This is a genomic window from Dietzia sp. 111N12-1, from assembly GCF_001658045.1.
Taxonomy (GTDB): Bacteria; Actinomycetota; Actinomycetes; order Mycobacteriales; family Mycobacteriaceae; genus Dietzia; species Dietzia kunjamensis.
The window spans coordinates 55551-80069 of the sequence record NZ_LSSV01000020.1 but is presented as its reverse complement, the minus strand read 5'-3'; the positions used below and the strand labels follow the sequence as shown (position 1 = coordinate 80069).

General features: G+C 71.4%; 24 protein-coding genes. 12 read left to right on the top strand and 12 right to left on the bottom strand.

Annotated features, from left to right (window positions below):
• Positions 1 to 56 precede the first annotated feature (56 nt).
• Entirely contained in the window at positions 57 to 866 is an 810-nt protein-coding gene (locus AYO52_RS03290; protein ID WP_067713123.1) for an SDR family NAD(P)-dependent oxidoreductase, read from the bottom strand.
• 184 nt (positions 867 to 1050) lie between these two features.
• Here AYO52_RS03290 and AYO52_RS03285 point away from each other — a divergent pair, with 184 nt between their 5' ends.
• Positions 1051 to 2349 carry an MFS transporter gene (locus AYO52_RS03285; RefSeq protein WP_067713121.1) on the top strand — a complete coding sequence of 433 codons (1299 nt, stop codon included), beginning with the start codon at positions 1051 to 1053 and terminating at the stop codon, positions 2347 to 2349.
• Here AYO52_RS03285 and AYO52_RS03280 read toward each other — a convergent pair.
• Together AYO52_RS03280 and AYO52_RS03275 are read right to left on the bottom strand one after the other, a co-directional pair.
• Positions 2297 to 2929, bottom strand: coding sequence for a response regulator transcription factor (locus tag AYO52_RS03280; protein WP_067713118.1), 633 nt, complete (start codon positions 2927 to 2929; stop codon positions 2297 to 2299). The two genes, AYO52_RS03285 and AYO52_RS03280, sit on opposite strands and share 53 nt — an antisense overlap.
• Positions 2926 to 4218: a sensor histidine kinase gene (locus tag AYO52_RS03275; RefSeq protein ID WP_253701831.1), complete on the bottom strand. Its 1293-nt coding sequence runs from the start codon at positions 4216 to 4218 to the stop codon at positions 2926 to 2928. Before AYO52_RS03275 ends, AYO52_RS03280 begins: the two co-directional genes overlap by 4 nt.
• A 201-nt stretch (positions 4219 to 4419) precedes the next feature.
• On the opposite strand from AYO52_RS03275, the gene AYO52_RS03270 reads away from it, so the two are divergent.
• From AYO52_RS03270 to AYO52_RS03230, 9 genes are all read left to right on the top strand, one after another.
• Positions 4420 to 5472: an FtsX-like permease family protein gene (locus AYO52_RS03270; RefSeq protein ID WP_067713115.1), complete on the top strand. Its 1053-nt coding sequence runs from the start codon at positions 4420 to 4422 to the stop codon at positions 5470 to 5472.
• 161 nt (positions 5473 to 5633) lie between these two features.
• On the top strand, positions 5634 to 6314 hold the full coding sequence (locus AYO52_RS03265; protein WP_067713178.1) for an ABC transporter ATP-binding protein: 681 nt from the start codon (positions 5634 to 5636) through the stop codon (positions 6312 to 6314).
• A 127-nt stretch (positions 6315 to 6441) separates the two neighbouring features.
• Complete coding sequence (locus tag AYO52_RS03260; RefSeq protein ID WP_067713112.1) at positions 6442 to 7926, top strand: DUF1538 domain-containing protein; 1485 nt, start codon at positions 6442 to 6444, stop codon at positions 7924 to 7926.
• A complete protein-coding gene (locus AYO52_RS03255) occupies positions 7923 to 8273 on the top strand; it encodes a P-II family nitrogen regulator (protein ID WP_067713109.1) in 351 nt (116 codons plus the stop codon). The genes AYO52_RS03260 and AYO52_RS03255 overlap by 4 nt, the downstream gene beginning before the upstream one ends.
• Positions 8274 to 8325: 52 nt before the next feature.
• Positions 8326 to 8715 (top strand): CBS domain-containing protein, encoded by a 390-nt coding sequence (locus AYO52_RS03250; protein ID WP_067713106.1) that lies wholly within the window; start codon positions 8326 to 8328, stop codon positions 8713 to 8715.
• Between the two features lie 87 nt (positions 8716 to 8802).
• Positions 8803 to 9492, top strand: coding sequence for a phosphatase PAP2 family protein (locus AYO52_RS03245; RefSeq protein WP_067713104.1), 690 nt, complete (start codon positions 8803 to 8805; stop codon positions 9490 to 9492).
• Positions 9493 to 9609: 117 nt separating this feature from the next.
• On the top strand, positions 9610 to 11001 hold the full coding sequence (locus AYO52_RS03240; RefSeq protein WP_067713101.1) for an NAD(P)/FAD-dependent oxidoreductase: 1392 nt from the start codon (positions 9610 to 9612) through the stop codon (positions 10999 to 11001).
• 123 nt (positions 11002 to 11124) lie between these two features.
• A complete protein-coding gene (locus AYO52_RS03235; RefSeq protein ID WP_067713098.1) occupies positions 11125 to 11688 on the top strand; it encodes a dihydrofolate reductase family protein in 564 nt (187 codons plus the stop codon).
• 263 nt (positions 11689 to 11951) lie between these two features.
• On the top strand, positions 11952 to 13382 hold the full coding sequence (locus AYO52_RS03230) for an MFS transporter (protein ID WP_067713095.1): 1431 nt from the start codon (positions 11952 to 11954) through the stop codon (positions 13380 to 13382).
• A gap of 90 nt (positions 13383 to 13472) precedes the next feature.
• On the opposite strand, the gene AYO52_RS18505 is transcribed toward AYO52_RS03230, so the two are convergent.
• From AYO52_RS18505 to AYO52_RS03190, 9 genes are all read right to left on the bottom strand, one after another.
• Positions 13473 to 13649, bottom strand: a complete 177-nt coding sequence (locus AYO52_RS18505; RefSeq protein ID WP_172812101.1) for a hypothetical protein — start codon at positions 13647 to 13649, stop codon at positions 13473 to 13475.
• 168 nt (positions 13650 to 13817) lie between these two features.
• On the bottom strand, positions 13818 to 14375 hold the full coding sequence (locus AYO52_RS03225; protein ID WP_067713092.1) for an HdeD family acid-resistance protein: 558 nt from the start codon (positions 14373 to 14375) through the stop codon (positions 13818 to 13820).
• A 105-nt stretch (positions 14376 to 14480) separates the two neighbouring features.
• Positions 14481 to 14978, bottom strand: a complete 498-nt coding sequence (locus AYO52_RS03220; RefSeq protein WP_067713089.1) for a carbonic anhydrase — start codon at positions 14976 to 14978, stop codon at positions 14481 to 14483.
• A 98-nt stretch (positions 14979 to 15076) separates the two neighbouring features.
• Positions 15077 to 16291 (bottom strand): 12-oxophytodienoate reductase, encoded by a 1215-nt coding sequence (locus AYO52_RS03215; RefSeq protein WP_067713087.1) that lies wholly within the window; start codon positions 16289 to 16291, stop codon positions 15077 to 15079.
• A 146-nt stretch (positions 16292 to 16437) separates the two neighbouring features.
• Positions 16438 to 17349, bottom strand: a complete 912-nt coding sequence (locus AYO52_RS03210; protein WP_067713084.1) for an NAD(P)H-binding protein — start codon at positions 17347 to 17349, stop codon at positions 16438 to 16440.
• Positions 17346 to 17603, bottom strand: a complete 258-nt coding sequence (locus tag AYO52_RS03205; RefSeq protein WP_067713081.1) for an HPr family phosphocarrier protein — start codon at positions 17601 to 17603, stop codon at positions 17346 to 17348. Before AYO52_RS03205 ends, AYO52_RS03210 begins: the two co-directional genes overlap by 4 nt.
• A gap of 60 nt (positions 17604 to 17663) precedes the next feature.
• Positions 17664 to 19811, bottom strand: coding sequence for a fructose-specific PTS transporter subunit EIIC (locus AYO52_RS03200; protein WP_067713078.1), 2148 nt, complete (start codon positions 19809 to 19811; stop codon positions 17664 to 17666).
• 153 nt (positions 19812 to 19964) lie between these two features.
• Positions 19965 to 20924, bottom strand: coding sequence for a 1-phosphofructokinase family hexose kinase (locus AYO52_RS03195; RefSeq protein ID WP_067713076.1), 960 nt, complete (start codon positions 20922 to 20924; stop codon positions 19965 to 19967).
• On the bottom strand, positions 20921 to 21688 hold the full coding sequence (locus AYO52_RS03190) for a DeoR/GlpR family DNA-binding transcription regulator (protein WP_067713073.1): 768 nt from the start codon (positions 21686 to 21688) through the stop codon (positions 20921 to 20923). Before AYO52_RS03190 ends, AYO52_RS03195 begins: the two co-directional genes overlap by 4 nt.
• 140 nt (positions 21689 to 21828) lie before the next feature.
• Between AYO52_RS03190 and AYO52_RS03185 the strand changes: the two genes are divergently transcribed.
• Together AYO52_RS03185 and AYO52_RS03180 are read left to right on the top strand one after the other, a co-directional pair.
• Positions 21829 to 23598 carry a phosphoenolpyruvate--protein phosphotransferase gene (locus AYO52_RS03185; protein ID WP_067713070.1) on the top strand — a complete coding sequence of 590 codons (1770 nt, stop codon included), beginning with the start codon at positions 21829 to 21831 and terminating at the stop codon, positions 23596 to 23598.
• Positions 23599 to 23693: 95 nt separating this feature from the next.
• The gene (locus tag AYO52_RS03180; RefSeq protein ID WP_313314231.1) at positions 23694 to 24473 is read left to right on the top strand and encodes a dienelactone hydrolase family protein; all 780 of its coding nucleotides are present in this window, start codon (positions 23694 to 23696) and stop codon (positions 24471 to 24473) included.
• Positions 24474 to 24519 lie beyond the last annotated feature (46 nt).

Sequence of the window (24519 nt, the reverse complement as noted above, 5' to 3'; positions counted from 1 at the left end):
CAAACTGACAGTTGGTGGTTTGGTGGCCCGGTGGTGCGGCCGGGGGTGGGCAGTGGTCAGCCCCAGCGGGATTGGCCGCCGTCGAGCGGGATGGTCGCTCCGCTCAGGTACGAGGCCTCCGCCGAGCAGAGCCAGGCGACCGGGCGGCCGATGTCGGTCACCGGGTCACCCACGCGGCCGGCGGGGATGGCGGAGAGGAACTCGGCGGCCTCCTCGGGGTTGTTGTCCATCCACCAGTCCAGCCCGGGACTGTGGGCATGCGGGGCTACGTTGAGAGCGCGGATCCCGTCGTCGGCCCATTCGTACGTGGCGGCCCGTGTGAGGGCGCGCATGCTCTCCTTCACGGCTCCGTAGATGCCGTAGTTGGAGGGATCCCACCGGACGGCTGCCGAGGTCACCAGGTTGATGATCACCCCACCGCCCCTCTGCGCCATGAGAGGGCGGGTCAGCTTCATCAGCGTGAGCGACACGCGGGGGCCGGACTCGAAGGCCTTGCGAAAACCGTCGTCGGGGTAGTCGGACAGTGGCAGGGGCCGGGCCATGTTCGCATTGTTGACGAGGATGTCGACCCCTCCGAAATGCGTGACCGCTGCGTCCACGATCGCCTCGGGTGCGCCCTCCGCGGTGATGTTGACCGGCAGGCATTCGGCCGCACCGCCGATCGCGCGAATCTCCTCGGCGACCTTCTCGAGCTTCTCCACCGTCCGCCCGACCAGCAGGACCGAGGCGCCTGACTCGGCCAAGCCGAGCGAGATCCCGCGGCCCACGCCCTGCCCGCCACCGGTGACGATCGCGGTCTTTCCGGCCAGGCGGTTCGCGCGATCCGTGCCGGGTGTGGCCGCGATCTCGGGACGGGTTCCGGTCATATGATCCTCCGATGTGGGTGCGGGGCGAGGCGGGACAAGCACTGACCTCGCCGCTGTAGTCAAGTGTGTACAGCCTGACTGTAGTCAACTGTGTACAGTTGGCGAAACCGGCAGGATCAATACCCGCTGGGGTATAGTGCGCCTTGGGCTGACCACACAGCGGACTCAGTCATGAAAGGGGAGCATGCCCACCGAACGCGCACCCGTACTCGGTCTCAAGGCCAACGCCGCCCAGTTCACGCTGCTGGTGGCGATCAATGCGCTGGTCGGCGGCATGGTGGGACAGCAGCAGACCGTGCTGCCCCTGCTGGCGACGGACGTCTTCGGCCTGACCGGCTACACCTTCATCTTCACCTACGTCGCGGCCTTCGGTGTCACCAAGGCGATCGCGAACTACTTCGCCGGGACATTCTCGGATCGATACGGACGCAAACCCGTCCTGTTGGTCGGGTGGCTCTTCGCCATCCCGGTCCCGCTCATGCTCATCTGGGCGCCCGATTGGGGCTGGGTGGTGGCCGCGAACATCCTGCTGGGCATCAACCAGGGCCTGACCTGGTCCACGACCGTGGTCATGAAGATCGACCTCGTCGGGCCGCGACAGCGTGGTCTGGCGATGGGGCTCAACGAGGCGGCAGGATACGGCGCGGTCGCGGTGACCTCGCTGCTCGCCGGCTACCTGGCCGGGCAGTACGGTCTGCGACCGGCGCCGTTCCTGGTCGGAGTGGCCTATACGGCCCTGGCCCTGGTGCTGTCCGGGATCTTCGTCCGCGAGACCCGCGATCACGCCCTGGTGGACGCGGGGCGGCACACCGCCCGCCCCGACGGACTGCACGACCATCTCCACGCCGACATGACGGACCGCGAGATCGCGATCCAGACCAGCTTCACAGAACCGGCTCTGTCCTCGGCCAGCCAGGCCGGGCTCGTCAACAACCTCAACTTCGGGCTGTCCTGGGGACTGTTCCCCCTGTTGTTCGCCACCGCGGGTCTGTCCGTGGGGCAGATCGGGCTCCTGTTCGCGCTCTACCCCGCCGTCTGGGGCGTGGGACAGCTGTTCACCGGCGCGCTCTCGGACCGGATCGGCCGCAAGCACCTGATCTCGGTGGGAATGGCCACCCAGGCGGTCGCGCTGGTCGTCATCGCGCTCGGCAGTGGATTCAGCACGTGGGCGGTCGGGACCGTGATCCTGGGAGCCGGGACCGCGATGGTCTATCCCACGCTGTTGGCGGCGATCGGCGACGTGGCCCACCCCGTGTGGCGGGGACGAGCCGTCGGGGTCTACCGCGTGTGGCGCGATCTGGGATACGCGGTCGGCGCGGTGTTCGGGGGGATCGTCGCCGACGCCATGGGAATGCACGCCGCGGTGTGGGCCGCCGCCGCGGTCAGCGCGGTGTCGGCGGCCGCCGTGGCGATCCGCATGTACGAGACCCTCACACCAGTCCTAGTTCACGCGCCCGCGCCACCGCCGCGGTCCGGGAGGTGACGCCGAGCTTGTCGAAGACGTGGACGAGGTGGGTCTTGACCGTCGCCTCCGATACGTGGAGTGACGCGGCGGCCTGCCGATTGGTCGCCCCGGTGGCGACGGCGCGCAGGACCTCCGCCTCCCGCTCGGTCAGCACCGGCCGCGGGTCGCGCATCCGGCTGATCAGCCGCGCGGCGACAGTGGGGGACAGCGCGCTCTCGCCGGCAGCGGCAGCGCGCACCGCGCCCAACAGCTCGTCAGGGCCGGCGTCCTTGAGCAGATAACCGCAGGCCCCGGCCTCGATGGCGCCGATAATGTCCGCGTCAGTGTCGTGGCTCGTCAGCACCAACACCTGCGGGGGGTCGGCCAGGTCGCGGATCGCGGCGGTGGCCAGCACACCGGCGGTGGCATCCCCCGCGAACCGCAGGTCCATCAACACCACGTCCACGTCCCCGATCCGGCACCGCTCCACGGCAGCGCCGGCCGCCGCCGCCTCGGCGACCACCTCGATCGCGGGATCGGCGGCGAGCAGTGCACGCAGCCCGGTTCGCACCACCGCGTGATCGTCCGCGATCAGGACACGCGTCCTCGTCGTCGTCATCTCTCGTCTCTCAACCGGGTCCCCGGCGCCGTCTCCCGCACCGGCAGCTCGGCACGGACCACCGTGCCCGACCCCGGCTCGGAGTCGACCTGGAACCGCCCGCCCAGGTCGCCCACCCGCCGCGCCATGCCGTCGAGTCCGAACGAGGCAGCGGTGCGCGGGGCGGCGACGTCGAAGCCGTGGCCGTCGTCGGCGATCTCCAGGACCACGGCGGTGGGGGAGCCGGACAGGGTCAGTGTGATCCGCTGCGGCGCACCGTGTCGCACCGCGTTCGTCAGCGCCTCCTGCGCCACCCGGACGAGCACCGCGGCGAGCTCCGCCGGCGGCTCGGTGGAGGGCTCGGTGGAGGACTCGGTGGCGTGCTCGCCGGCGTTCCCGGTGGTGACGGATACCTCGAGCCCGGGATTCTCGGCCCGGCACCTCGCGGCCACACGGCCCAGCGCCCCGGCCAGCGACACGCCGTCGAGCGGCGCGGGCCGCAGGGCGGCGATGAGCCTGCGCGTCTCGGTGAGGTTCTCACCCGCCACCTCGCGGGCCAGGCGGATCTGGTCGACGGCGGGGCTCGAGGGCGCGGTGCGCTCGGCCGCGTGCAGCAGCATCCCGATGCTCGCGAGCCCCTGCGCGACGGTGTCGTGGATCTCCCCGGCCAGTCGCGCGCGCTCGGCCTCCCGGCCCACCTCCCGTTCCCGCGCGGCGAGCGCCGAGCGGGTGGCCACGAGCTCGGCGATCACCTCCCGCCGGGCCTGGGACTCGCGGTGCAGTGCCCGCACACCGGCCCCCAGTCCGAGGGCCACGAGCGCTCCCACCGTCGGGCCGATGGCCCCGGCGGGAGTGAACCCGTGATGCAGGCCCAGGGCGATGACCGCCACGGCGGCCAGCGCCGCCACCGCCGCGGTGCCGGCCCACACGCCGAGCAGGAACTGGACCAGGAAGAACAGAGGAAATGCCAGGTAGGCGGCCTCGGGAACCCGGACCACCAGGCACGCCCACAACGCCAGGACCGCGACCAGCCAACCGACCCGGGCGGCAGTGGTCGTCGGGCGGCGGCGCGCCCACACCGTCCCCGCGACGTACACGACCGTGAACCCCACCGCGGCGGCGACCGCCGGCGGATCGGGCATGCCGGAAGTGTCCCGGTGCGCGCTGACCAACGTGAGGGCCAGCAGCGCGGCCACCAACGTGTGCAGCGCCACCTGGAGCTGCGCGAGCACCGCACGCACCCCCGCCGACTCGGGCGGGAGCTCGGCGGCGGGTGCGGGCGCGGCGGCGGACGCGGGCGCGGGGATCACCCGGTCGACGCTAGTCGCCGGTGGGGCACCCGGCATCCATCGAACGATGGAGGCCGGCCCCACCGTTCGTCGCCGCGGAACCACCCTCGTGGCTGATCCGGTGCGGCGTCGGCGGGACGAGCCTGGAGGCAGACCTCGACCAGAGGCGGACCTCCACGAGAGGTAGTCCTCCACGACAGGCAGACCCCACGAAAGGGACCCATGTTCTTCGCACTCCGCGAGCTCCGCACCGCGCGGTGGCGCTTCGCCCTCATCACGGGCGTCGTGCTGATGCTGTCCGTCCTGGTGGCGGGCCTGCTCGGCCTGACCGCCGGGCTGGCGCACCAGAGCGTGTCCGCGCTCCGGGCGCTCGGCGCGGACGGCTCCGGCTTCGTCCTCCCCGCCGACGACTCCGGCGCCGTCGACCTCGACCGCGCCGCACTCACCGCCGACCAGGTGGCCGCCGTGGCCGCCGGGGACCCGTCGGCCGTCCCGGTGGGACTCGCCCGGATCACCCTGGACGACGGCACCGAGACCGGCGTCTCCGTCGTCGCAGTGGGACTGGCCGACGAGGTGGGATCGGTGGCGCCACCGGCGCCGGGGGAGGTCCTGGTCTCCGACGGTGTCGACGACGAGGTGGGCTCCGACGTCGGCGTGATCAGCCTCGGGGGCAGCGCGTTGGCGGTCGCCGGACACACCGGTGATCTCTGGCATTCGCACACCCCCGTCGTCGTCACCGACCTCGACACCTGGCACTCGCTCGCTCCGCGCGGCGGGGCCGCCACCACCGTGGCCGTGGCGGCGGGCGCCGACCCGGAGGCCGTCGCCTCCGACGCCGGCCTCACGCTGGTCGACCCCGACGGACTCGTCGGAGCGCTGCCCTCGCACCGGGCCGAGAACACCTCGCTGAGCACGATGACCACCATGCTCCTCGCCGTCACCGCTCTGGTCGTGGGCGCGTTCTTCGCCGTCTGGGGGATGCAGCGCCGACGTGACGTCTCCGTGCTCAAGGCGCTCGGGGCGTCCACCGCCGCGGTCGTCCGCGACTCGGTCGGCCAGGCCGCGGTCGTCCTGGCCGTGGGCGTCGTGGGCGGGGTCGGGATCGCCGCCCTGTTCGGCCTGGCCGTCGGCGGCACCGTGCCGTTCGTCGTCTCGGCCGGGACCACCCTCGTGCCGGCCGCGTTGCTCGCCGTGCTCGGCCTCGCGGGCGCCGCCATCTCGCTGCGGCCCGTGCTGACCGCCGACCCCAACTCGGCACTGGGGGCGGCCCGATGAACGGCTCCGAGTCCGGCACCTGCTTCACCTCGTCGTCGTCGACCCCGGCGTCCTCACCGCGACCCACCACCAGGAGAACCGCCATGCCCCGTACCGCACTGACCCGTACCGCCCTCCACGATGCCCCCGTGACCACCGCGCCCGTCCCGACCGCACTGCGGATGGAGAACGTCGTCCTGACCTTCCCCGACGGCCACGGCAGGGTCACTGCCGTCGACGACGTCTCGCTCTCGATCGGGCGGGGCCGCAGCCTCGCGGTGACCGGGCCCTCGGGATCGGGGAAGTCGAGCCTGCTCGCCGTCGCCGCAACGCTCGCCCGACCGGACTCCGGGCACGTGTGGCTGGAGACCGGGGACGGGGCGGTGGACCTGGCCGCGGTGGACGCGCGCCGGGGGGCCGAGCTGCGCCGACGCGAGATCGGCATCGTGTTCCAGCAGGCCAACCTCATCGAGTCGCTCACGGCCCGGGAACAGCTCGAGGCCATGGTGTGGCTGGGGTCGCGGCCGTCCCGCGCCCGACGGCTCCACGCCCGCGAGCGCGCCGACGAGCTGCTCGGCGTGGTGGGACTGGGTGACGCCGCGGACCGGTCGGTCGGGGCGCTGTCCGGCGGGCAGCGGCAGCGGGTGGCCGTGGCGCGCGCCCTGATGAGCGGGCCGTCGCTCCTGCTCGCCGACGAACCGACGAGTGCGCTGGACTCCGCGTCCGGTCGGGTCGTCATAGACCTCCTGCTCGGTACCGCGCGCGAGCTCGACGTGGCACTGATGCTCGTCACGCACGACGCCACGATGGCGGCCCGGTGCGACGCGCAGGTCCACCTGGTCGACGGCGCCGTCACGCACTGATCACCCGGAAGGACGCACCCCCGCGGTCAGCGGGCGCGGCGGTTTCGCCCACGCCCGCGACGCCCTGCGGGAGACTGGGATCCAGCCCGCCTGTCGACACCGACACCGGAAGAGGACCCCAGCCGCGATGGAGCATCTCAGCCACTTCGCCCAGGAGTTCCGCAAGGCGCTGAGGAACCTGTTGCCCATCGTGGCGGTGGTGGTGGCCTTTCAGCTGCTGGTCTTCCGCCGGATGCCGGAAGATCCTCTGCAGCTGGTGGCCGGTCTGTTGATCGTGGGTGTCGGCATCGCCCTGTTCCTCCAGGGGCTGGACCTCAGCGTGTTCCCGGTGGGAAAGAACCTCGCCAACCAGTTCACGCGCCGCGGGGCCCTGGGGCTGCTACTGGCCTTCGGCTTCTTCATCGGTTTCGCCGCGGTCGTGGCCGAACCGGCCCTGATCGCCGTGGCGGAGCAGGCGGAGCTGATCAGCGAGGGGCGGATCAACGGGATCGTGCTGCGGGTCGTCATCGCGGTATCCGTGGGGCTCGTGCTCGTCGTGGGCATCCTGCGCGTGCTGCGGGGCTGGGCGGTCCACCGGATTCTGATCGGCGGTTACGTGGTGGTTCTGGCGGCCACGTTCGTGGCCCCGCCGGAGATCGTGGGTCTGGCCTACGACTCCGGCGGGGTGACCACCAACGTCGTGACGGTGCCGCTGATCGCCGCGATCGGGATCGGGCTGGCGAACTCGATCCGTGGACGCAGTGCTCTGACGGACGGCTTCGGTCTTGTGGCGTTGTGCGTGATGGTGCCGATGATCGGTGTGCAGCTCTACGGGATCTGGGTGTACACGTTCGGTGGCGGCGGCGGGGAACCGGCCCCGGGAGCGCAGCAGTCCGACGGTGTCCCCTGGTGGCTGGAGCACGTGGTGGGCCTGGCGGAGATGGTCCGCGACGTGGCTCCCATGGTGCTCGTGGTCCTGTTCTTCCAGTACGTCGCGCTGCGTCGCCGGCTGTCCCACCCGCTGCGGGTGGCGGTGGGGTTCGTCATGGTCCTCGTGGGGCTCTACGCCTTCGTGGTCGGCCTGAAGATGGGGCTATTCCCGCTGGGCACACAGATGGCAGAACAGCTCATCGGACTCGACGTACCGGTTCTGATCCTGCTCTTCGCGCTGCTCATCGGCTTCGCCACCACCATGGCCGAACCGGCGCTGCTGGCCATTGCCGGACAGGCCGCACACGTGTCACCGGCCGGGATCAACGCCACCGCCATCCGACTGGTCGTCGCCTCCGGGGTCGCGGTCGGCATCACCCTGGGGGTGTACCGCATCCTCGTCGGCGCGCCGCTGCACTACTTCATCATGGTCTCCTACGCGGTCGTGATCGCACTGGTGGCCCTGGCTCCCAAATACATCGTCGCCCTGGCCTTCGACCTCGGCGGGGTCACCACCTCGGAGGTCACGGTGCCACTGGTCACCGCCCTGGGGATCGGCTTGGCCAGTGCGATCGAGGGCCGAAGCGCCCTGGTCGACGGGTTCGGGCTGATCGCCTTCGCCTCGATCTTCCCGATCATCTCCGTCCTGTTGTACGCACTCGTCCTGGAGAAAATCCCCCGCCTGCGGAAGGAACCGTCATGAAGTTCACGGCCGTCGTCGTCATCGCCCCGCCTGACCTGGAGGACACCGCCATCGAGATAGCCCAGCGCGCCGGCGCTACCGGGGTGACCATTCTGGACGGCAAGGGGATCGGAGGGGAGGAGAAGAAGACCTTCTTCGGCCTGACCTTCGAGGGCTCCCAGTCGGTTCTCCTCATGGTCGTGGGGACGCACCTGGCCACCCCGATCCTCAAGGCCCTGCACGAGATCCTGGTCGACGGGGACAACTCCCGAGGCATCGCCTTCAACGTTCCCGTCGAGCACCTGACCGGGATCGACGCCCGGCAGCTGGTGAAGTTCGAGGAGTTCATGCGCCGGGAGGACACCTGAACCGCCCGGCACCCTACGCCCCATCCCGACACGAACCCTCCAGGAGGACCCCATGCTGACCGTCCGACAAGTCATGGTGCCCGACGTGGTCACCGTCTCCCCCTACGCCACTCTCCGCGAGGCGTTGACGGAGATGCGCGCCAATCGGGTCAAGAGTCTCGTGGTGGAGCGGCAGCATCCCCACGACGCCTACGGCCTGCTGAGCTACAACGAACTGCTGCGCGTCGTCGTGGCGGAGGAGGGCGACGTGGACCTGCTCAACGTCTACGACGCCGCGGTGAAACCGGCTGTCACGGTGGGCGAGGACCTGTCGGTGAACCAGGCTTCCACTCTAATGGACCGGTACCACCTGAACCGTCTGGTCGTGGTCCGCGGTAACGACCTCGTCGGGCTGCTGGCGATGAACGACATCATCTCCCGGTTGATCGACGAACTCGCCTGAGGCGCCACGGAGCCGGGGCCGGGGGGCGGCCACACAGCGTCGGTAGTTTTTCCTGATTTTCCCGGTGCGCGTCCCTACGCTGGGGCGATGACCATCGACGACGGCACCCGGCCCTCCCCCGGGGCGTCCCGGTGGAGGGCACCGGCGGCGGGCGCCGGGTTCCTGCTGGCCCTCCTGGCGGTCTTCGCCGGGCTGGCGTTCGCCGTCTCCGACGACGAGACCGTCTCCCTGGACCGGCCGGTGATGATGTGGGTGCACGGGGCGACGACGCCCTGGCTCACGGCCGCGGCGGAGACCGCGAGCTACCTCGGCGGACAGTTCGTGCTCGCGGCCTCCGTCGTGATCGCGCTGCTGCTGTGCGTCCTGCGCAGATTCGGGGGCGCCTTCCTCGTGCTGGCCGCGGTGTACGGGTCGTCCAGGCTCAACGTCGCCCTCAAGCCGGCCTTCGAGCGATCGCGCCCGGATTTCTGGGAGCACCTGTCGGCGGAGAACACCTTCTCCTTCCCCAGTGGGCACGCGATGGGGTCGATGTCGCTCGCGGCGCCGCTGGTCGTCCTGACCTGGGGCAGCCGGTACCGGTGGGCCGCGCTCGCGGTGGCGGTGGTCTACGTCCTCGCGGTCGGCGTGTCCCGCGTCTACCTGGGGGTCCACTTCCCCAGCGACGTCCTCGCGGGCTGGTGTCTGACCTTGCTGTGGGTCGGGATCCTCGCGGTGATCCTGCTACTCGTGACCCGCGTGCTCCACCGGTACGCGCCGACGCTCGCGGACTGGGTCTGACACCGGCCCGGCAGGGTTTGGCGGCTCGGGACCCCGGTCCGTTCGGCCGGTCTAGGATCGGCGGGAGAGGGCCCCGCAGGGCTCGGAGCCCGGACAGTAGTGGGTCGAGGAGGCGCCATGACCATGAACTCTCATCCGGTGACGGGTGCTCGGACCCCGGCGGATCGTCGCCACCGCGTCGTCATCATCGGGTCGGGTTTCGGGGGCCTCGCCGCCGCCCGCGCCCTCGACAAGGCGGACGTGGACGTCACCCTGGTCGCCAGGACCGGCCACCATCTCTTCCAGCCCCTGCTGTACCAGGTGGCGACCGGAATCCTGTCGGTCGGGGAGATCGCGCCCTCCACCCGGTTGGTCCTCCGCGATCAGGAGAACGCCACGGTCGCCCTCGGTGAGGTGGACCGGATCGACGTGGCCGCGCGGACCGTCCACGCGGCCGCCGGGCACGTGGACTTCGAACTCGAGTACGACAGCCTCATCGTCGCCGCCGGCGCGAACCAGTCCTACTTCGGGAACGACCACTTCGAGCGCTGGGCTCCCGGCATGAAGTCCATCGATGACGCCCTGGAACTGCGGAGCAGGATCATGGGCTGCTTCGAACAGGCCGAGGTGACCGAGGACGACGCGGAACGTCGTCGCCTCCTGACGTTCGTGGTGGTCGGCGCCGGTCCCACGGGCGTGGAGATGGCCGGACAGATCGCGGAGCTGGCGCAGCGGACCCTGAAGAACAGCTTCCGCCGGATCGACCCGGGCCGGGCCCGCATCATCCTCATCGATGCCGCCCCGTCTGTCCTGCCGCCCTTCGGACCGAAGCTCGGCAACGCGGCCCGCAGGCGGCTGGAGGAACTGGGTGTGGAGATCCAGCTCAACGCCATGGTGACCGATGTGGACTACAGCGGAATCGAGGTCAAGGACCCCGACGGATCGCTCCGCCGGATCGACTCGACCTGCAAGATCTGGTCGGCCGGCGTCCAGGCGAGCCCACTGGGCCAGATGCTCGCCGACCAGACCAGCGCCGAGGTGGACCGGGCGGGCCGCGTCCTGGTGAATCCCGATCTCTCGTTGCCCGGGCACCCGGAGATCTTCGTGATCGGCGACATGATCAACCTCGACAACCTGCCGGGCGTCTCCCCCGTCGCCATCCAGGGCGGCAAGTACGTCGCCAAGCAGATCGTCCGCGAGGTCGAGGGGGGACGGTCCTCGTCCGAGCGCCCGCCGTTCAAGTACTTCGACAAGGGGTCGATGGCGACGGTGTCGCGCTACAGCGCGGTGGCCAAGATCGGGCCGCTCGAGCTCCACGGCTTCCTCGCCTGGGTCCTGTGGCTGGTGGTGCACCTGGCCTTCCTCATCGGCTTCCGGAACCGCGTCATCACCCTGCTGTCCTGGGGGCTGCACATCGGTGACCACCGCTCGCACCTGAACTCCACCGCCCGGTGGGTCTACGCACGTCAGGCCATCGCCGAGGCGCAGGAGCGGGAGCGTCGGGACGCCGACCGCGCGGTGTCCGACTGACCCGACGCCGCCGCGGGCGCCGGACACCGAATCGCGGGAAACGCTCAGTCTGGAACCTGCGCACGGCACTACACTGCCCTCATCACGACCGCCCACATCACGGACAAGGGCTGGAGGACGGCCATGGGCACGCTGACCTACACCGCGACCGTCTCGGTCGACGGGTACGCCGCGGACGCGAGTGGCGACTTCAACTGGTCCGCCCCGAGCGGCGAGGTGTTCCGGTTCCACGTGGAACGCCTGGGGCCCGTCGTCCACGAGGTGCTCGGCCGGCGGACGTACAAGCTGATGGAGTACTGGCTGTCCCCACCGGAGGACGACTCGTGGAGCCCCGACGAGCACGAGTTCGCGGAGCGGTGGAAGGCGATACCGCGCACCGTGGTGTCCTCGAGACTGACCGCGAACGACCTCGTGTCCGATCGTGATCGCCTGGTCCCGCGCCTCGACCTGGACACTCTGCGCCGCATCGTCGATGAGGCGCCGGGCGAGGTGGAGATCTTCGGACCCACCACGGCCGGCGCGGCGATCCGCGCGGGGCTGGTCTCGGATCTCCGGTTGTTCGTCGTCCCCAGGGTCGTGGGCGGCGGACTGCGCGCGCTGCCCCCGGACACGACGCTGGACCTGGAGCTCGCCGCCCACCGCGTCTTCGCCGGCGGGACCGCCTACTCGCACTACCGGACACGCTGACCCGGCGCACGGCATCACCCGCACGACCCCTGCGCGCCGCATCGCCCGCGCGCCGCACCGCCCGCACCACCCCCGCACGCCCCGGCGGCGGGGGTGGGATTGGACACCGTGCGCAGCGATCGCGAAAATCGACGGGCTGATCTGTGCCACGTGCACAGCCACCACCGGTCAGGGTGACCCACATCACCTGGCCGCCTACGCTTGTCGCGGTCGACGGTCGGTGGTCGACAGTCGATGCGCCGTTCAGACGTCCTAGGAGGAACATGGCAACGCCGGACGGGTCCACAGGGCCCCACGGGACGGGTACCGCGGTCCCCGAGACGATCTCGGCCGAGCCGGTGCCCCGGCGCCGGATCATCCTCGCCTCGCTCATCGGGACCACGATCGAGTTCTACGACTTCTACATCTTCGCGACGGCCGCGGTATCGGTCTTCCCGCTGCTGTTCTTCGCGGGCGGTGACCCGGGCACCGCGTTGCTGGCCTCGATGGCCACCTTCGGTACGGCGTTCATCGCGCGGCCGCTCGGGTCCATCGTCTTCGGTCACTACGGGGACCGTCTCGGCCGGAAGGTCACCCTGGTCGGCGCGCTACTGACCATGGGTATCGCGACGTTCCTCATCGGCCTGTTGCCGACGATCCACCAGATCGGTCTCTGGGCGCCGGCGATGCTGACGATCCTGCGCTTCTTCCAGGGCATCGGCCTGGGTGGCGAGTGGTCGGGTGCCGCGCTCCTGGCCTCGGAGACGGCGCAACCGGGCAAGCGCGCGTTCGCCGCCATGTGGCCGCAGCTCGGCGCGCCGTTCGGCTTCATCCTCGCCAACGGCATCTTCCTGCTGCTCACGATCTGGTTCTCGTACGATTCCACCGCTGCGGAACTGGGCGACCCGTTCCTGGTGTGGGGGTGGCGTCTGCCCTTCCTGTTGTCGATCGTGATGGTCGCCGTCGGCCTGTACGTCCGGCTCCGCATCGAGGAGACGCCGGTCTTCGCCCGGGCGATCGCCAACAACGAGCGGGTCAAGACCCCGGTCTCGGAGGTGTTCCGCCGCAACTGGTGGGAGATCATCCTCGGCACGTTCATCATGCTGGCCACGTACGGCCTGTTCTACCTGATGACCACGTGGATCCTGTCGTTCGCGATCGGCGGCGCGGACGCCGGCGGGCTCGGCTACGGCTACCAGTCGTTCCTCATCATCCAGGTGATCGCGATCCTGCTGTTCGCCGCGTTCGTCCCGGTGGCCGGCCTGCTGGCCGACAAGCTGGGCCGCCGTCGGATGCTCATCGGCGTCACCGCCGCCATCATCCTGTTCGGCCTGAGCTTCGGTTGGTGGCTCGACCCGGACGCGATGGGTACGGGCGAGGACCTTGACGTGGTGCGGATGCTGCTCTTCCTGTGCGTCGGCATGATGCTCATGGGGCTGACCTTCGGGCCGATGTCCGCGGTGCTTCCCGAGTTGTTCCCCACCCACACGCGCTACACGGGCTCGGGAGTGGCGTACAACTTCTCCGCGATCCTGGGCGCGGCGCTGACCCCGTTCGTCGCGGTGTGGCTGGTGCAGAACTACTCGGTCGCCTACGTCGGCTACTATCTGGTCGGCCTGAGCGTGCTCACCATTATCTCGCTGGTCCTCGCCCCCGAGACCAGCAAGACGTCCATGTACTCCGACGAGCAGCAGGCCGAGGGCGCACACACCTGACGCCGTCGTGACGCCGATCTCCGGCGCGCGCTACAGAAGACCCCGGGACGAAGAACTGCGTCCCGGGGTCTTGCGTGTATCCCGTCCGGGTCAGGAGAGGCCGCCGAGGAGGTCCGTGGGCAACAGCCCGGTCAGAGAGTCGGTCGCGCTGCCGACGTCACTGCCGGCCCCCTGGAGAAGGGAGCCGAGACCGAGCGAACCAAGGAGCGGGGCGGCGAGGGAGCCCGCCGCGAGAGAACCGAGGGAACCGAGAGCGTCTGAACCCATTGCAGGGGAGTCCTTTCGTCGGGGTGATGAGGCGATCCGGGTCACAACCGGTGCGCCGGGGCCGAGGTTAACAGCGATCCGCACTGGGCTCGACCGGTGCGCTACCGGTCTCTGGAACATCTCCCGGGGTGCCCGCGTGCGGGGAGGCGGGTTTGGGTGGTCCGGCCGTCAGCCCCTAAGCGGGAAAGCGCGGGCCACGTTGAGTACGCCGAGGACGACGAGAGAGATCGCGAAGAGCCACCAAAGGAACCCCGCGCCCCACACCGGGGTGCTGAGCAGCGCGAACCCGGCGAGGACGGAGATGATCGCGAAGATGACCGTCACCGCGCTCGACCCAGACTCGCCGAGGGTGAACAAAGCGGTGAAACCCTCGACGATCCACATCACGCCGATCATGACCGTGACGAAGAGAGCGAGGAATGCCGCCGACTCCTGGAGAGAGGCGAACGCATAGGCGCCGGCGAGGATGAACAGCACTCCGAGGAGGGCGTGGCCGATCCTGCTACCCGTGCTCTGCCACCTGGCGACGGCCGCCACGGCGATGTAGACGACGCCGGCCGCGATCGCGTAGACGGCCAGCACCCCGGTCACGGCAACTGCCGTCTTCGCGGGCCAGAAGAGGACAGCGACGCCGAAGCCCACGGCTATGAGGCCGCCGACGAGCAGGGCGACCCGAAACGGGTTGACGGAACGAGTGGTCTCGGCTGAGTGAGTGTGTGTGGACACTGCGGGGCTCCGTGCGGGATCGCCGGGACAGTTCGGCGCGGGATGAAGAAACCTCCAACTTAGCGCGATCGCCCTTCCCCGGGAAGGGGCATCAGCAGGTCCGCGTCACGCGCGGGCGACCTCGCGCAGCTCGCCGGTGCCGACGTCGTAGACGAAGCCGCGGACGGCGGTGGCGTGGAGCAGGAACGGATCGGACTCGACGCGGGCGATCGACTGGCGCACGTCGGCCTCCGGCTCGGGGAACGACTCCGGCGCCCAGCGGGGCCGCAGGCCGGTGTCGGACTCGATCCGGTCCTTGAGGTCGTCGTCGCGGAAGGTGAGCATCCCGCAGTCCGTGTGGTGGATCAGGACGATCTCCTCGGTACCCAACAGGCGCTGGCTGATCGTCAGCGAGCGCAGGACGTCGTCGGTGACGACCCCACCGGCGTTGCGGATGACGTGCGCGTCGCCCTCGGTCAGGCCCAGCAGGCCGTACGGGTTGAGACGGGCGTCCATGCAGGCCACCACGGCGATCTTCCGCCCGGGCGGCATGGGCAGGTCGCCCTTGTCGAAGTCGGCCTGGTAGGCCTTGGCGGCCTCGAGCAGTTCGTCGGTGACGGTCATGGCCGAAGGCTAGTCCCGTTTCGGCGGCCCGGCCAGGGTTCGTCTCGCGCTGCCGGAAACCCGGCGCGGCAGGTCAGATGCCCCCGCGGCACGGCAGGTCAGGCGGGGGAGCGCAACGGCATCTCGTGGACCTCGCGCACGAACTCCGGCAGTGGCCCGGCCGTGCGCAGGACCTCGGCGATCGACGGATCCGCAAGGTGCAGTCGACCCACGGAGATGAGGTCGAACTCGCCGCGCTCCATGCACTCCACGACCGCATCGATGTTGTCCGCGGCGATGGCCGGCTTGCCCGACTTCTGCTCGCGCAGGGACGTCCCGATCCCCACCCCGCCCACGGCGCCGGACGGCAGGCCGGTGAGCCGGCGGGCCCAACCGGCCAGGGTCACCTCGCCGTCGTCACCTCCCAGGTCGGGGAATGCCGCGTCGCTGAACCGCCTGGTCGAGGCGTCGAGCAGATCGACCCCGGCCTCGGCGAGTGCGCCCAGGTAGACGCCCAGTTCGTCGGGAGTGGTCGCCTTGCGGACCGTGTAGTCCTGCTGGGTGTGCTGGGAGAAGCGGTAGAACAGCGGCGCGTCGGGACCGATCGCACTGCGGACCGCCGCGACCACCGCGGCGGGGAAGCGACTGCGCGCGGCCAGGTCACCGCCCCAGTCGTCGGTGCGACGGTTGGTGTCGGCCCAGACGAACGCGTCGAGCAGGTACCCGTGGCCGCCGTGCAGCGTCACGCCGTCGAAACCGGCCTCCATCGCCAGGCGCGCGGAGCGGGCGAACGCGTCGATGACCTCGGAGATGTCGGAGTCGGTCATCGGCGGCACCTCGGGCGACCAGCGGGCGACGCTGCGCTCGGAGTACGTGGTGACGCCCGGCGTCCCCCAGAGCCCGGACGGGCGCATGGGGTGCATCTCCATCAGCCGGTCGCGGTGGGCCCGGTCGAAGCGGGCGTTCGCGCCCCAGAGCGGGCCGACGTGCCAGAGCTGGGCGATGATCCGGCCGCCGGCGGCGTGGACGGCGTCGGTCACCACACGCCAGGCCGATACAGATTCCGGCGTGTCGAGGCGGGGGATCCACGAATGGTCGACCGAGGTCGGGTGGTCGACGCCGATGCCCTCGGTCACCACGAGTCCCGTTCCGCCTGCGGCCCGGTCGGCGTAGTAGTCGCGGTTGACCTCGTCCGGCAGGCCGTCGGGGCAGCCCATGCGGGTCATGGGGGACATGACGAGGCGATTGGCCAGGCGCAGCGACCTGACCTCGAGGGGACGGAACAGGGCCTCACGGCCCGGGGCGACCGGCGGGGTGGCGATACGCGACGTCATGATGCGCGACCTCTTTGTTTCCTCGGGCGGTCGTCTCGGGCCTCGATCTCGAGACTCTCGCGGATTGACGAGTGTCAGTTGTGATCGAGGTTACCTAAGCGGGTCGTTGGATGTCGCATCGGCGGTGGCCGCGTTGGACATCCCTCCTAGTCGGCGGCGTCGGCGAGCGCGACCCGGATCGCCTCGTCGATCCCCGTAATCTCCCAGTCCCCGGGGAGCAGCCCCGCGGCGGGATCGCCGACCACCATGTCGTGTTGCAGGCTCTCGATCAGCGCGCTGACCGTCGCCCCGTCCTGATCGACCAGGGGTGCCAGTCCGGCGGCGACGAGGTCCCACGGCACCCCGGGCACGGGGAGGCGCACCGTCGGCAACCCGGCGATGCGGGAGTAGCGCGCGAGCAGCGCGGGGTAGGTCAGGGTCTCCCCGCAGCCGAGGTCCGCGTGGCCGGTCCGGGGCTCACCAACCAGGGCATGGCACAGGGCCTCCACGACGTCCCGCTCGGCGACGGGCTCGACCCTCCGGTGTCGCATCCATCGGGGCACCGGCTGGACGGGGAGCAGCTCGCAGAGCGTGCGGAGGACCTCGAAACTCGTCGAGCCCGCGCCCAGGATCACCCCGGCCCGCAGCGTGAACACGGGCGTGGACCCGGCCGAGAGCAGTGATTCCACCTCGAGCCGCGACGCCATGTGTTGCGAGAGCGGCAGCCGGTCGTCCCCCGAGGGGGCCAGTCCGGAGACGTAGACACACCGCTCCGTGCCGGCGGCGGCCATCGCCCGGCGCATCGCCCCCGCACCCTCGGCGTCCTCGCGGCGGAAGTCGGCGCCGGCACCCATCCGGTGCACCAGGTAGACCACCTCGTCGACCCCGTCGAGGGCGGCCGAGAGACTCGCCGGGTCGAGGACGTCGCACCGTACGGTCTCGACCCGATCGGACCAGGGGCGCGTCGCGGCACGACCGGGGTCCGTGACGCCGGCCCGGACGCGGTGACCGCGGTCGAGCAGGGCGGGTACCAGGCGCGAGCCGAGATACCCGCCGGATCCCACGACCAGGACGGTCATTCCGCGTCGAGATCCTGCTCGATGAGCGCGGCGATCTCGGCCACCGCGTCGGCGTCCTCTCCGCTGACGGTCACCGTGGCGCCCTTCTCGGCGCCGAGCGCCATGATGAGCATCGCGGACGCGGCGTCGGCCTCCTCGTCGTCGTAGGTGATCTCGATGTCGGTCTCGTACTTCTCGGCGGCCTCGGCGATGATCCCCGCGGGGCGGGCGTGGAGGCCCTCGGCCGATCCGACGGTGACGGTGGTGCTGGGCATGGTGTCTCCTCTGTGTATTCCGGTGCCGGGGGTTCCCCCGTCATCGTGCAGGCTCTGGTGTCAGGCCGCGACCGGCTGTGCTGCGGCGGCCGGGGCCGGGGTGGGCTCGCGGCGGGTGGTCTTGGCGACCACCACGGCCGCGCACGCGACGAGGGTGCCGGCGAGGATGGCCAGGAGGTAGCCCCAGACCGGGTTGATGGCGAACACCACGAACAGCCCGCCGTGGGGCGCGTACGACTCGACCGAGAACGCCATGATGAGCGCACCGGTCACGGCGCCACCGGCCATCATCGACGGGATGACGCGGAGCGGGTCGGCGGCGGCGAAGGGGATCGCACCCTCGGTGATGAAGCTGGCGCCCAGCAGGAACGCGGCGCGGCCGTTCTCCTGCTCCACCGGGCTGAACAGGCGCTTGCGCACGACGGTCGCCAAGCCCATCGCGAGCGGCGGAACCATGCCGGCGGCCATCACCGCGGCCATGATCCGCAGCGTCGCCGGGTTGTCGGCGACCAGACCGGCCGTGGCGAACGTGTACGCCGCCTTGTTGATCGGCCCGCCCAGGTCGAAGCACATCATCAGGCCCAGGATGACGCCCAGCAGGATCACCGAGGAGCCGGTCATGCCACCCAGCCACGACTCCATGGCGGAGGTCAGTGAGGCCAGCGGGCGGCCGAGCAGCAGAAACATCAGCAGGCCGATCGCCAGCGAGCCGATGAGCGGGATGAGGACCACCGGCATGAGACCGGCGAGCCAGCGCGGCGTCTTCCAGGTGGTCATCCACCGCACGAGGTAGCCGGCGAGGATGCCGGTGACGAGCGCGCCGATGAACCCGGCGCCGAGGGTCGCCGACAGCGCGCCGCCTACGAAGCCCGGTGCGATGCCGGGACGGTCGGCCAGGCCGTAGGCGATGTAGCCCGAAAGCACGGCGATCATGAAGCCCATCGCGGCCTGGCCGATCGCGAACAGCACGGCTCCCATGTAGAGCCGCAGCCCGGAGTGCGTGAGGACCTCGGCTCCGGCGGTCCCGGCGGACACGATCTCGCCGTCGAGGTACCACACCTCCCCGGGCAGGTCGGTGAGTGAGAACCCGGTGGCGAGCTCTTCCCACACGAACGCGACGTCGTACCCGGCGAACAGGAATCCCAGTGCGAGCAGGAGCCCGCCGGCGGCGACGAACGGGATCATGTACGACACGCCGGTCATGACGGCGCGCTGCAGGCCGCGAGCCCAGTGCTCGTCGGAGCCGGACCCGCCCCCCGAGCCGGAGCCGCCGTCGGCGGTGCCGGAGTCCGCCGACACGCGCCGTGCCCGGGGGTCCTGGGCCGCGGCCAGCGCCTCGTCGAGGACCTGGTCGGGCGCGTCGATCGCCTTCTTCACCCCGTACTCGACGACGGGTTTGCCGGCGAACCGGCCCCGGTCGCGCACCCCGACGTCCGTGGCGAACACGACCGCGTCCGCGGCCTCGATCACCGCCGCGTCGAGGGGGGTCGCCCCGGCCGAGCCCTGGGTCTCCACGTGCAGTTCGACGCCGCGCGCCTCCGCGGCCTGGGCGAGCGAGTCGGCGGCCATGTAGGTGTGGGCGATGCCGGTGGGGCAGGCGGTCACCGCGACCACCCGGGCCGGCGCCGCGCCCGATGCCGAGCCGGGGGTCGATACCGCCGAGGCGGCCACCGTGTCCGTTGTCGCGCCGGACGACGACGAGGAAGACGAGGACGACGACGAGGACGACGACGACGAGGCCGGCGCCTTCTCTTCCGGCGCCAGCACCCCCTCGATGACCGCGACCGCCTCGTCCGGCGTGGTGGCCGACCGGAGGGAGTCCACGAACTCGGAGCGCACCAGGTTTCGGGCGAGGGTGGCCAGGATCTTCAGGTGCTCCTTGCCGCCGCCCGCGGGGGCGCCGATCATCAGCACGAGGTCGGCGGGCCCGTCCTTGGCGCCGAAGTCCACGGGCGGGTCGAGCCGCGCGAAGGCCAGGCTCGGTTCGGACACCGCCTCGGACTTGCAGTGCGGGATCGCGATCCCGCCCTTCATACCGGTGGCCGCCTTGTCCTCGCGGGCGAACAGATCGCGTACGAGCGCGTCGTGATCGTCGGCCCGGCCGGCGTCGACGAGGGTCCGGGCCAGCGCCCGGATCACCTCCTGCTTGGTGCCGCCGAGGTCGGCGTCGAGCCGCACCGCGGCGGTCTCGATGATCGGCTGGTTCATTGCCGTGCTCCGTGTTCTTCCGAGGGTGCTGGTTTGAGAGGTGCTGGGTTGGGAGGGTGCTGGGTTGGGAGGGTGCTGGGTGGGAGGGTGCTGGGTGGGAGGCCGCCGGGTGGGGGGTCGCGGTCTGTGGGTGCTGGTCGCCCGTGCGGCGGGTCAGTCGAGTCGCCGCACGGTGGCGCGGAACGTGGTCGGGTCGAGGCCCAGCGGCAGTCCGGTACCGGGCAGTGAGGCGGCGACGCTGCCGTGGTTGACCGCCCACAGCAGCCGGTCCCGCGGCGGGAGTCCGCGGGACTCGGCCAGCAGGTAGCCCGCGAGCGCGGAGTCTCCGGCCCCGACCGTGGATCTGACCTGCACGGGTGGGGTGTTCGCGTACCACGCCTCGTCGTCGTCGACCAGGACGGCACCGGCGCCGCCCAGGGTGACCAGGGCTGCGCCCACGCCGCGGGCGCGCAACGCCCGCGCGGCGTCCACCACGGGGGTCGTGTCACCGGCGGCGGCGCGACGCTCCAGCTCGGAGCCGTCGACGCCGGCCAGCTGCCCGAGCTCCTCGCCGTTGGGTTTGACCAGGTCGGGCGCCGCGTCGGGCAGGCGTTCCGCGAGGGCGGCCAGTGGTGCGTCGGAGGTGTCGACGGCGAGGCGGGCCCCCCCGGGACGGAGCGCACCGACCAGGTCCGCATAGAAGTCGTCCGGTACGCCGCGCGGCAGGGACCCGCACAGCACCACCCACGCCGCGTCACCGGCGAGGGCGGCGACCGTGGAGCGGGCCCGGTCGATCGCGGCGCTGTCGAGCTCGGGGCCGGGGGCGTTGATCTTGGTGGTGGTTCCGGCGGGGTCTGCGAGGGTGAGGTTGATCCGCACCGCGCCGTGCGCGGGGACGACGGACGTCGCGACGCCGGCCCCGGCGCACATCGCCACGAACGGGTCGTCCGCCGGGGCCGGGAACACCGCCTCCGCCCGGACCCCTCCGCCGGCGAGGACGCGGGCGACGTTGACGCCCTTCCCGCCCGGGGAGTCGTCGACGGCCGCGATGCGGTTGACCCCGCCCACGGTGAGCTGCGCGGGCAGCTGCGCGGTCCGGTCCACCGACGGGTTCATGGTGAGCGTGACGATCATGGCAGCACGACCTCGATTCCGTAGGTGTCCAGCGCTGTAGCCAGCGGGCCCGGCGGGGGAGCGTCGGTGACCAGGACGTCGACCCGGTCCAGCGGAGCGAACGAGACCAGGAACTCGTGACCGAACTTGCTCGAGTCCGCGAGCACCACCACCCGGCGGGCCGCCCGGCACATGGCGTTCTTGACCGCCGCCTCGTCCGGGTCCTGGGTGGTGAGGCCGCGCTCGGGGTGGAGGCCGTTCGTGCCCACGAAGGCGACGTCGACCCGGATCGACTCCAGCGCCCGGAGCACCGACGGACCCACGCACGCCCCCGTGAGGCCGCGGACCGTCCCGCCGAGGACGTGGAGGTCCTCCGACGCCGCGCGGTGCAGGCCGTCGGCGATGGGGACCGAGTTCGTGATGAGGGTGAGGCCGTGGTCGGCGGGCAGCGATTCGGCCAGGCGGTCCGTGGTGGAGCCGGCATCGAGCAGGGCCGCGCCCCCCACGGCGGGGAGCAGCCGCAACGCAGCCCGGCCGATCGCGGACTTCGCGTCCACGTTCTCCGACCGCCGCGCGGCCAGGGTGCGTTCGACGCGGCCACCGGGCACCGCCGGGACCGCCCCGCCGTGGGTGCGTTCGAGGTGCCCCTCGGATTCCAGGAGCGACAGGTCTCGGCGGATCGTCTCGGCACTCACGTCGAGGCCGGCCGCGAGTTCGGCGACGGTCACCCGCCCGGAGGCGGCCAGCGCCTCCGTGATGTGTCGCCGTCGTTCGCTCCCGTACATGGGCTCCGACCTCTCCGCTGTGGTGACCGATTGTGTTGGATTCTGCCCGATACGGTTGGAAAGTCAAGCCGACTTAGTTATTCTCGTCACATAACCGATCGATGAGCCGGACGAGGGCGTCCGGTCCGCTAGGAGTTCCCATGACGCAGCAGTCGAAGTCCGGGACGGTCATCCGCGGCACCGGCGTGGTCGCCGGACTGGCCTACGGGCCCGCCCGGTGGGTCGTCAGGCAGGATGTCCTCGACCCGGGGGCCACGGGCGCGGCGGTCGACCCGGGGGCCGCGGGCGCGGCGGGAACCGGGACGGCGACGGGAGCCGAGGCAGCGGGTGCGCCGGACGAGGCGCAGGTCGAGGAGGGCCGCGAACGCTTCGTCGCAGCGGCCCGGACCGTGGCCGACCGACTGGATCAACGGGCCGCCCTCGCCACCGGCGTCAGTGCAGAGGTCCTGTCCGCCAACGCCGTCCTCGCCCGGGACCGTGGCTGGGCCAAGGCGGTGGTCAAGGAACTGAAGAAGGGCGTGGCGGTCGAGGCCGCGGCGGTGGCGGCCACGGAGACCTTCGCCGCGATGTTCGCGCGTGTCGGCGGTCGGCAGGCCGAACGCATCACCGACCTCCGCGACATCTGCGCGCGCGTCGTGGCCGAGCTGCGCGGCCTGCCCGAACCGGGCGTGCCCGACTTCGACGCGCCGGGCGTGCTCATGGCCGACGACCTCGCCCCGGCGGACACCGCCGGGCTCGACCCGGACATGGTGCTGGCGATCGTCTGCGAGCACGGCGGGCCCACCTCACACACAGCGATCATCGCCCGGCAGCTCGGCATCCCGTGCATGGTCGCCGCCGGGGGACTCGCCGCGATCACCGACGGCACGAACGTACTGGTGGACGCCGCCGCGGGCACGGTCACCGTCGAGCCCGAGGAGGGCCCGGCCCGAGCGGCCGCTGAGGCGGACCGGCGCACCCGGGCCGCCGCCGCCGACTGGAGCGGCCCCGCCGTCCTGGCCGACGGGCACTCCGTACGCCTGCTGGCCAACGTCCAGGACGGCGAGGGCGCCGAGAACGCGGCGTCGGGCCCGGCCGGCGGGATCGGCCTGTTCCGCACCGAGCTGGCGTTCCTCGACCGGGCCGCCGAACCGACCCACGACGAGCAGGTCAACCTCTACGCCCGGGTGCTCGGCGCATTCCCGGACGGCCGGGTCGTCACGAGGACCCTCGATGCGGGCTCGGACAAACCGCTGGCGTTCGCGGGCATGACCGAGGAGGACAACCCGGCCCTGGGCGTCCGCGGCATCCGCGTGGATCTCATCGACCCCGGGCTGCTGGACCGGCAACTCGACGCCCTCGCCGCGGCCGGCCGCCGGGTGGGCGGGGCGCAGTCCTCACCGTGGGTCATGGCCCCCATGGTCGCCACCGTCGACGAGGCCCGCGACTTCGCCGACCGGTGCCGTCGGCGCGGCCTGACGCCCGGGATCATGGTCGAGGTGCCGTCGGTCGCGGTGGCCGTCGACAGGTTCCTCCCGCACGTGGACTTCCTGTCGATCGGCACCAACGACCTCACGCAGTACGTCATGGCCGCCGACCGGATGTCGTCCGACCTGGCCGCCCTCACCGACCCCTGGCAACCCGCCGTGCTCCGGCTCATCCGGGCGGTTGCCGAGGCCGCGGGACGATCGCCGGACGGGCGCACGATCCCGGTCGGGGTGTGCGGCGAGGCGGCGGCGGACCCCAACCTGGCGTGCGTCCTGCTGGGACTCGGAGTCGGCTCGCTCTCCGTCGCCACCGCCGCGCTGCCGTTCGTCGGGGCGGCTCTGGCAGGGGTCACCCTCGAGCAGTGCCGGGAGCTCGCGGCCCTGGCCCTGGGCAGCGACACGGCCCTCGACGCCCGGGACGCGGTGCTGGCCGCACGGAGCTGACCGTCCCGCTCGGTGCGACCGTCCCGCTCTGCGCGACCGGGCTGTGGTGCCCGGATCGCGGAGTTACCGTCGGTGACGACGGAAGGGATTCGACTGTGGACCTGCGTGGCGACATGACCGTGGACCTGACCATCGACACGGCGGACGGCACCGCGGAGGCGTTCGTCTCGCGGCCCGAGACCGCCGAGCACGACGTGCCGGGCGTGCTGCTGTTCCCGGACATCTTCGGTCTGAGGCCGCAGATACGCACGATGATGGATCGCATCGCGAGCTGGGGTTACGTCGTCCTCGCGCCGAACGTCTTCTACCGCTCCGGCACCGTCGACGACCTGGCCCCGACCGTCGATCTACGCGAACCGGGCGAGCGGGACGGCTACATCGCGAAGGTATTCCCTCTGAGGGAGGGACTCACCTCGGACCTGTCGCGACCGGACACCGCGGCCTACCTGGACGCGCTGCTGACGCTGCCCGGGGTCACCGGCGACGTGGGGGTCATCGGCTACTGCATGGGAGCGCGACTCGCGTTGCGCGCGGGCGGGGACCACACGGACCGCATCGCCACCGTCGGGGGATTCCACGGCGGCGGGCTGGCGACGGACGAGAGCGACAGTCCCCACCTGAGTCTCGCGACCACCCGGGCCGCCGTCCTCCTGCGTCACGCTGACGACGACCCGTCGATGCCGCGGGAAGGGATGGACGTCATCGCGTCCCTGGCCCGGGAATCCGGTGTGCCCCTGGACCAGGACGTCTACCCCGGTGCCCCACACGGGTACTCGATGGCGGATACGTCGATGTACGACGAGACCGCCGCGGAACGGCACTTCGAGGACCTGCGCGAGCATCTGGCACGGCGCCTCGCGCGCCACGGCGAATGAGCTGAGCCCGGACGGAGACCCCCGGCCCACCGCGGCCCTCACGGCC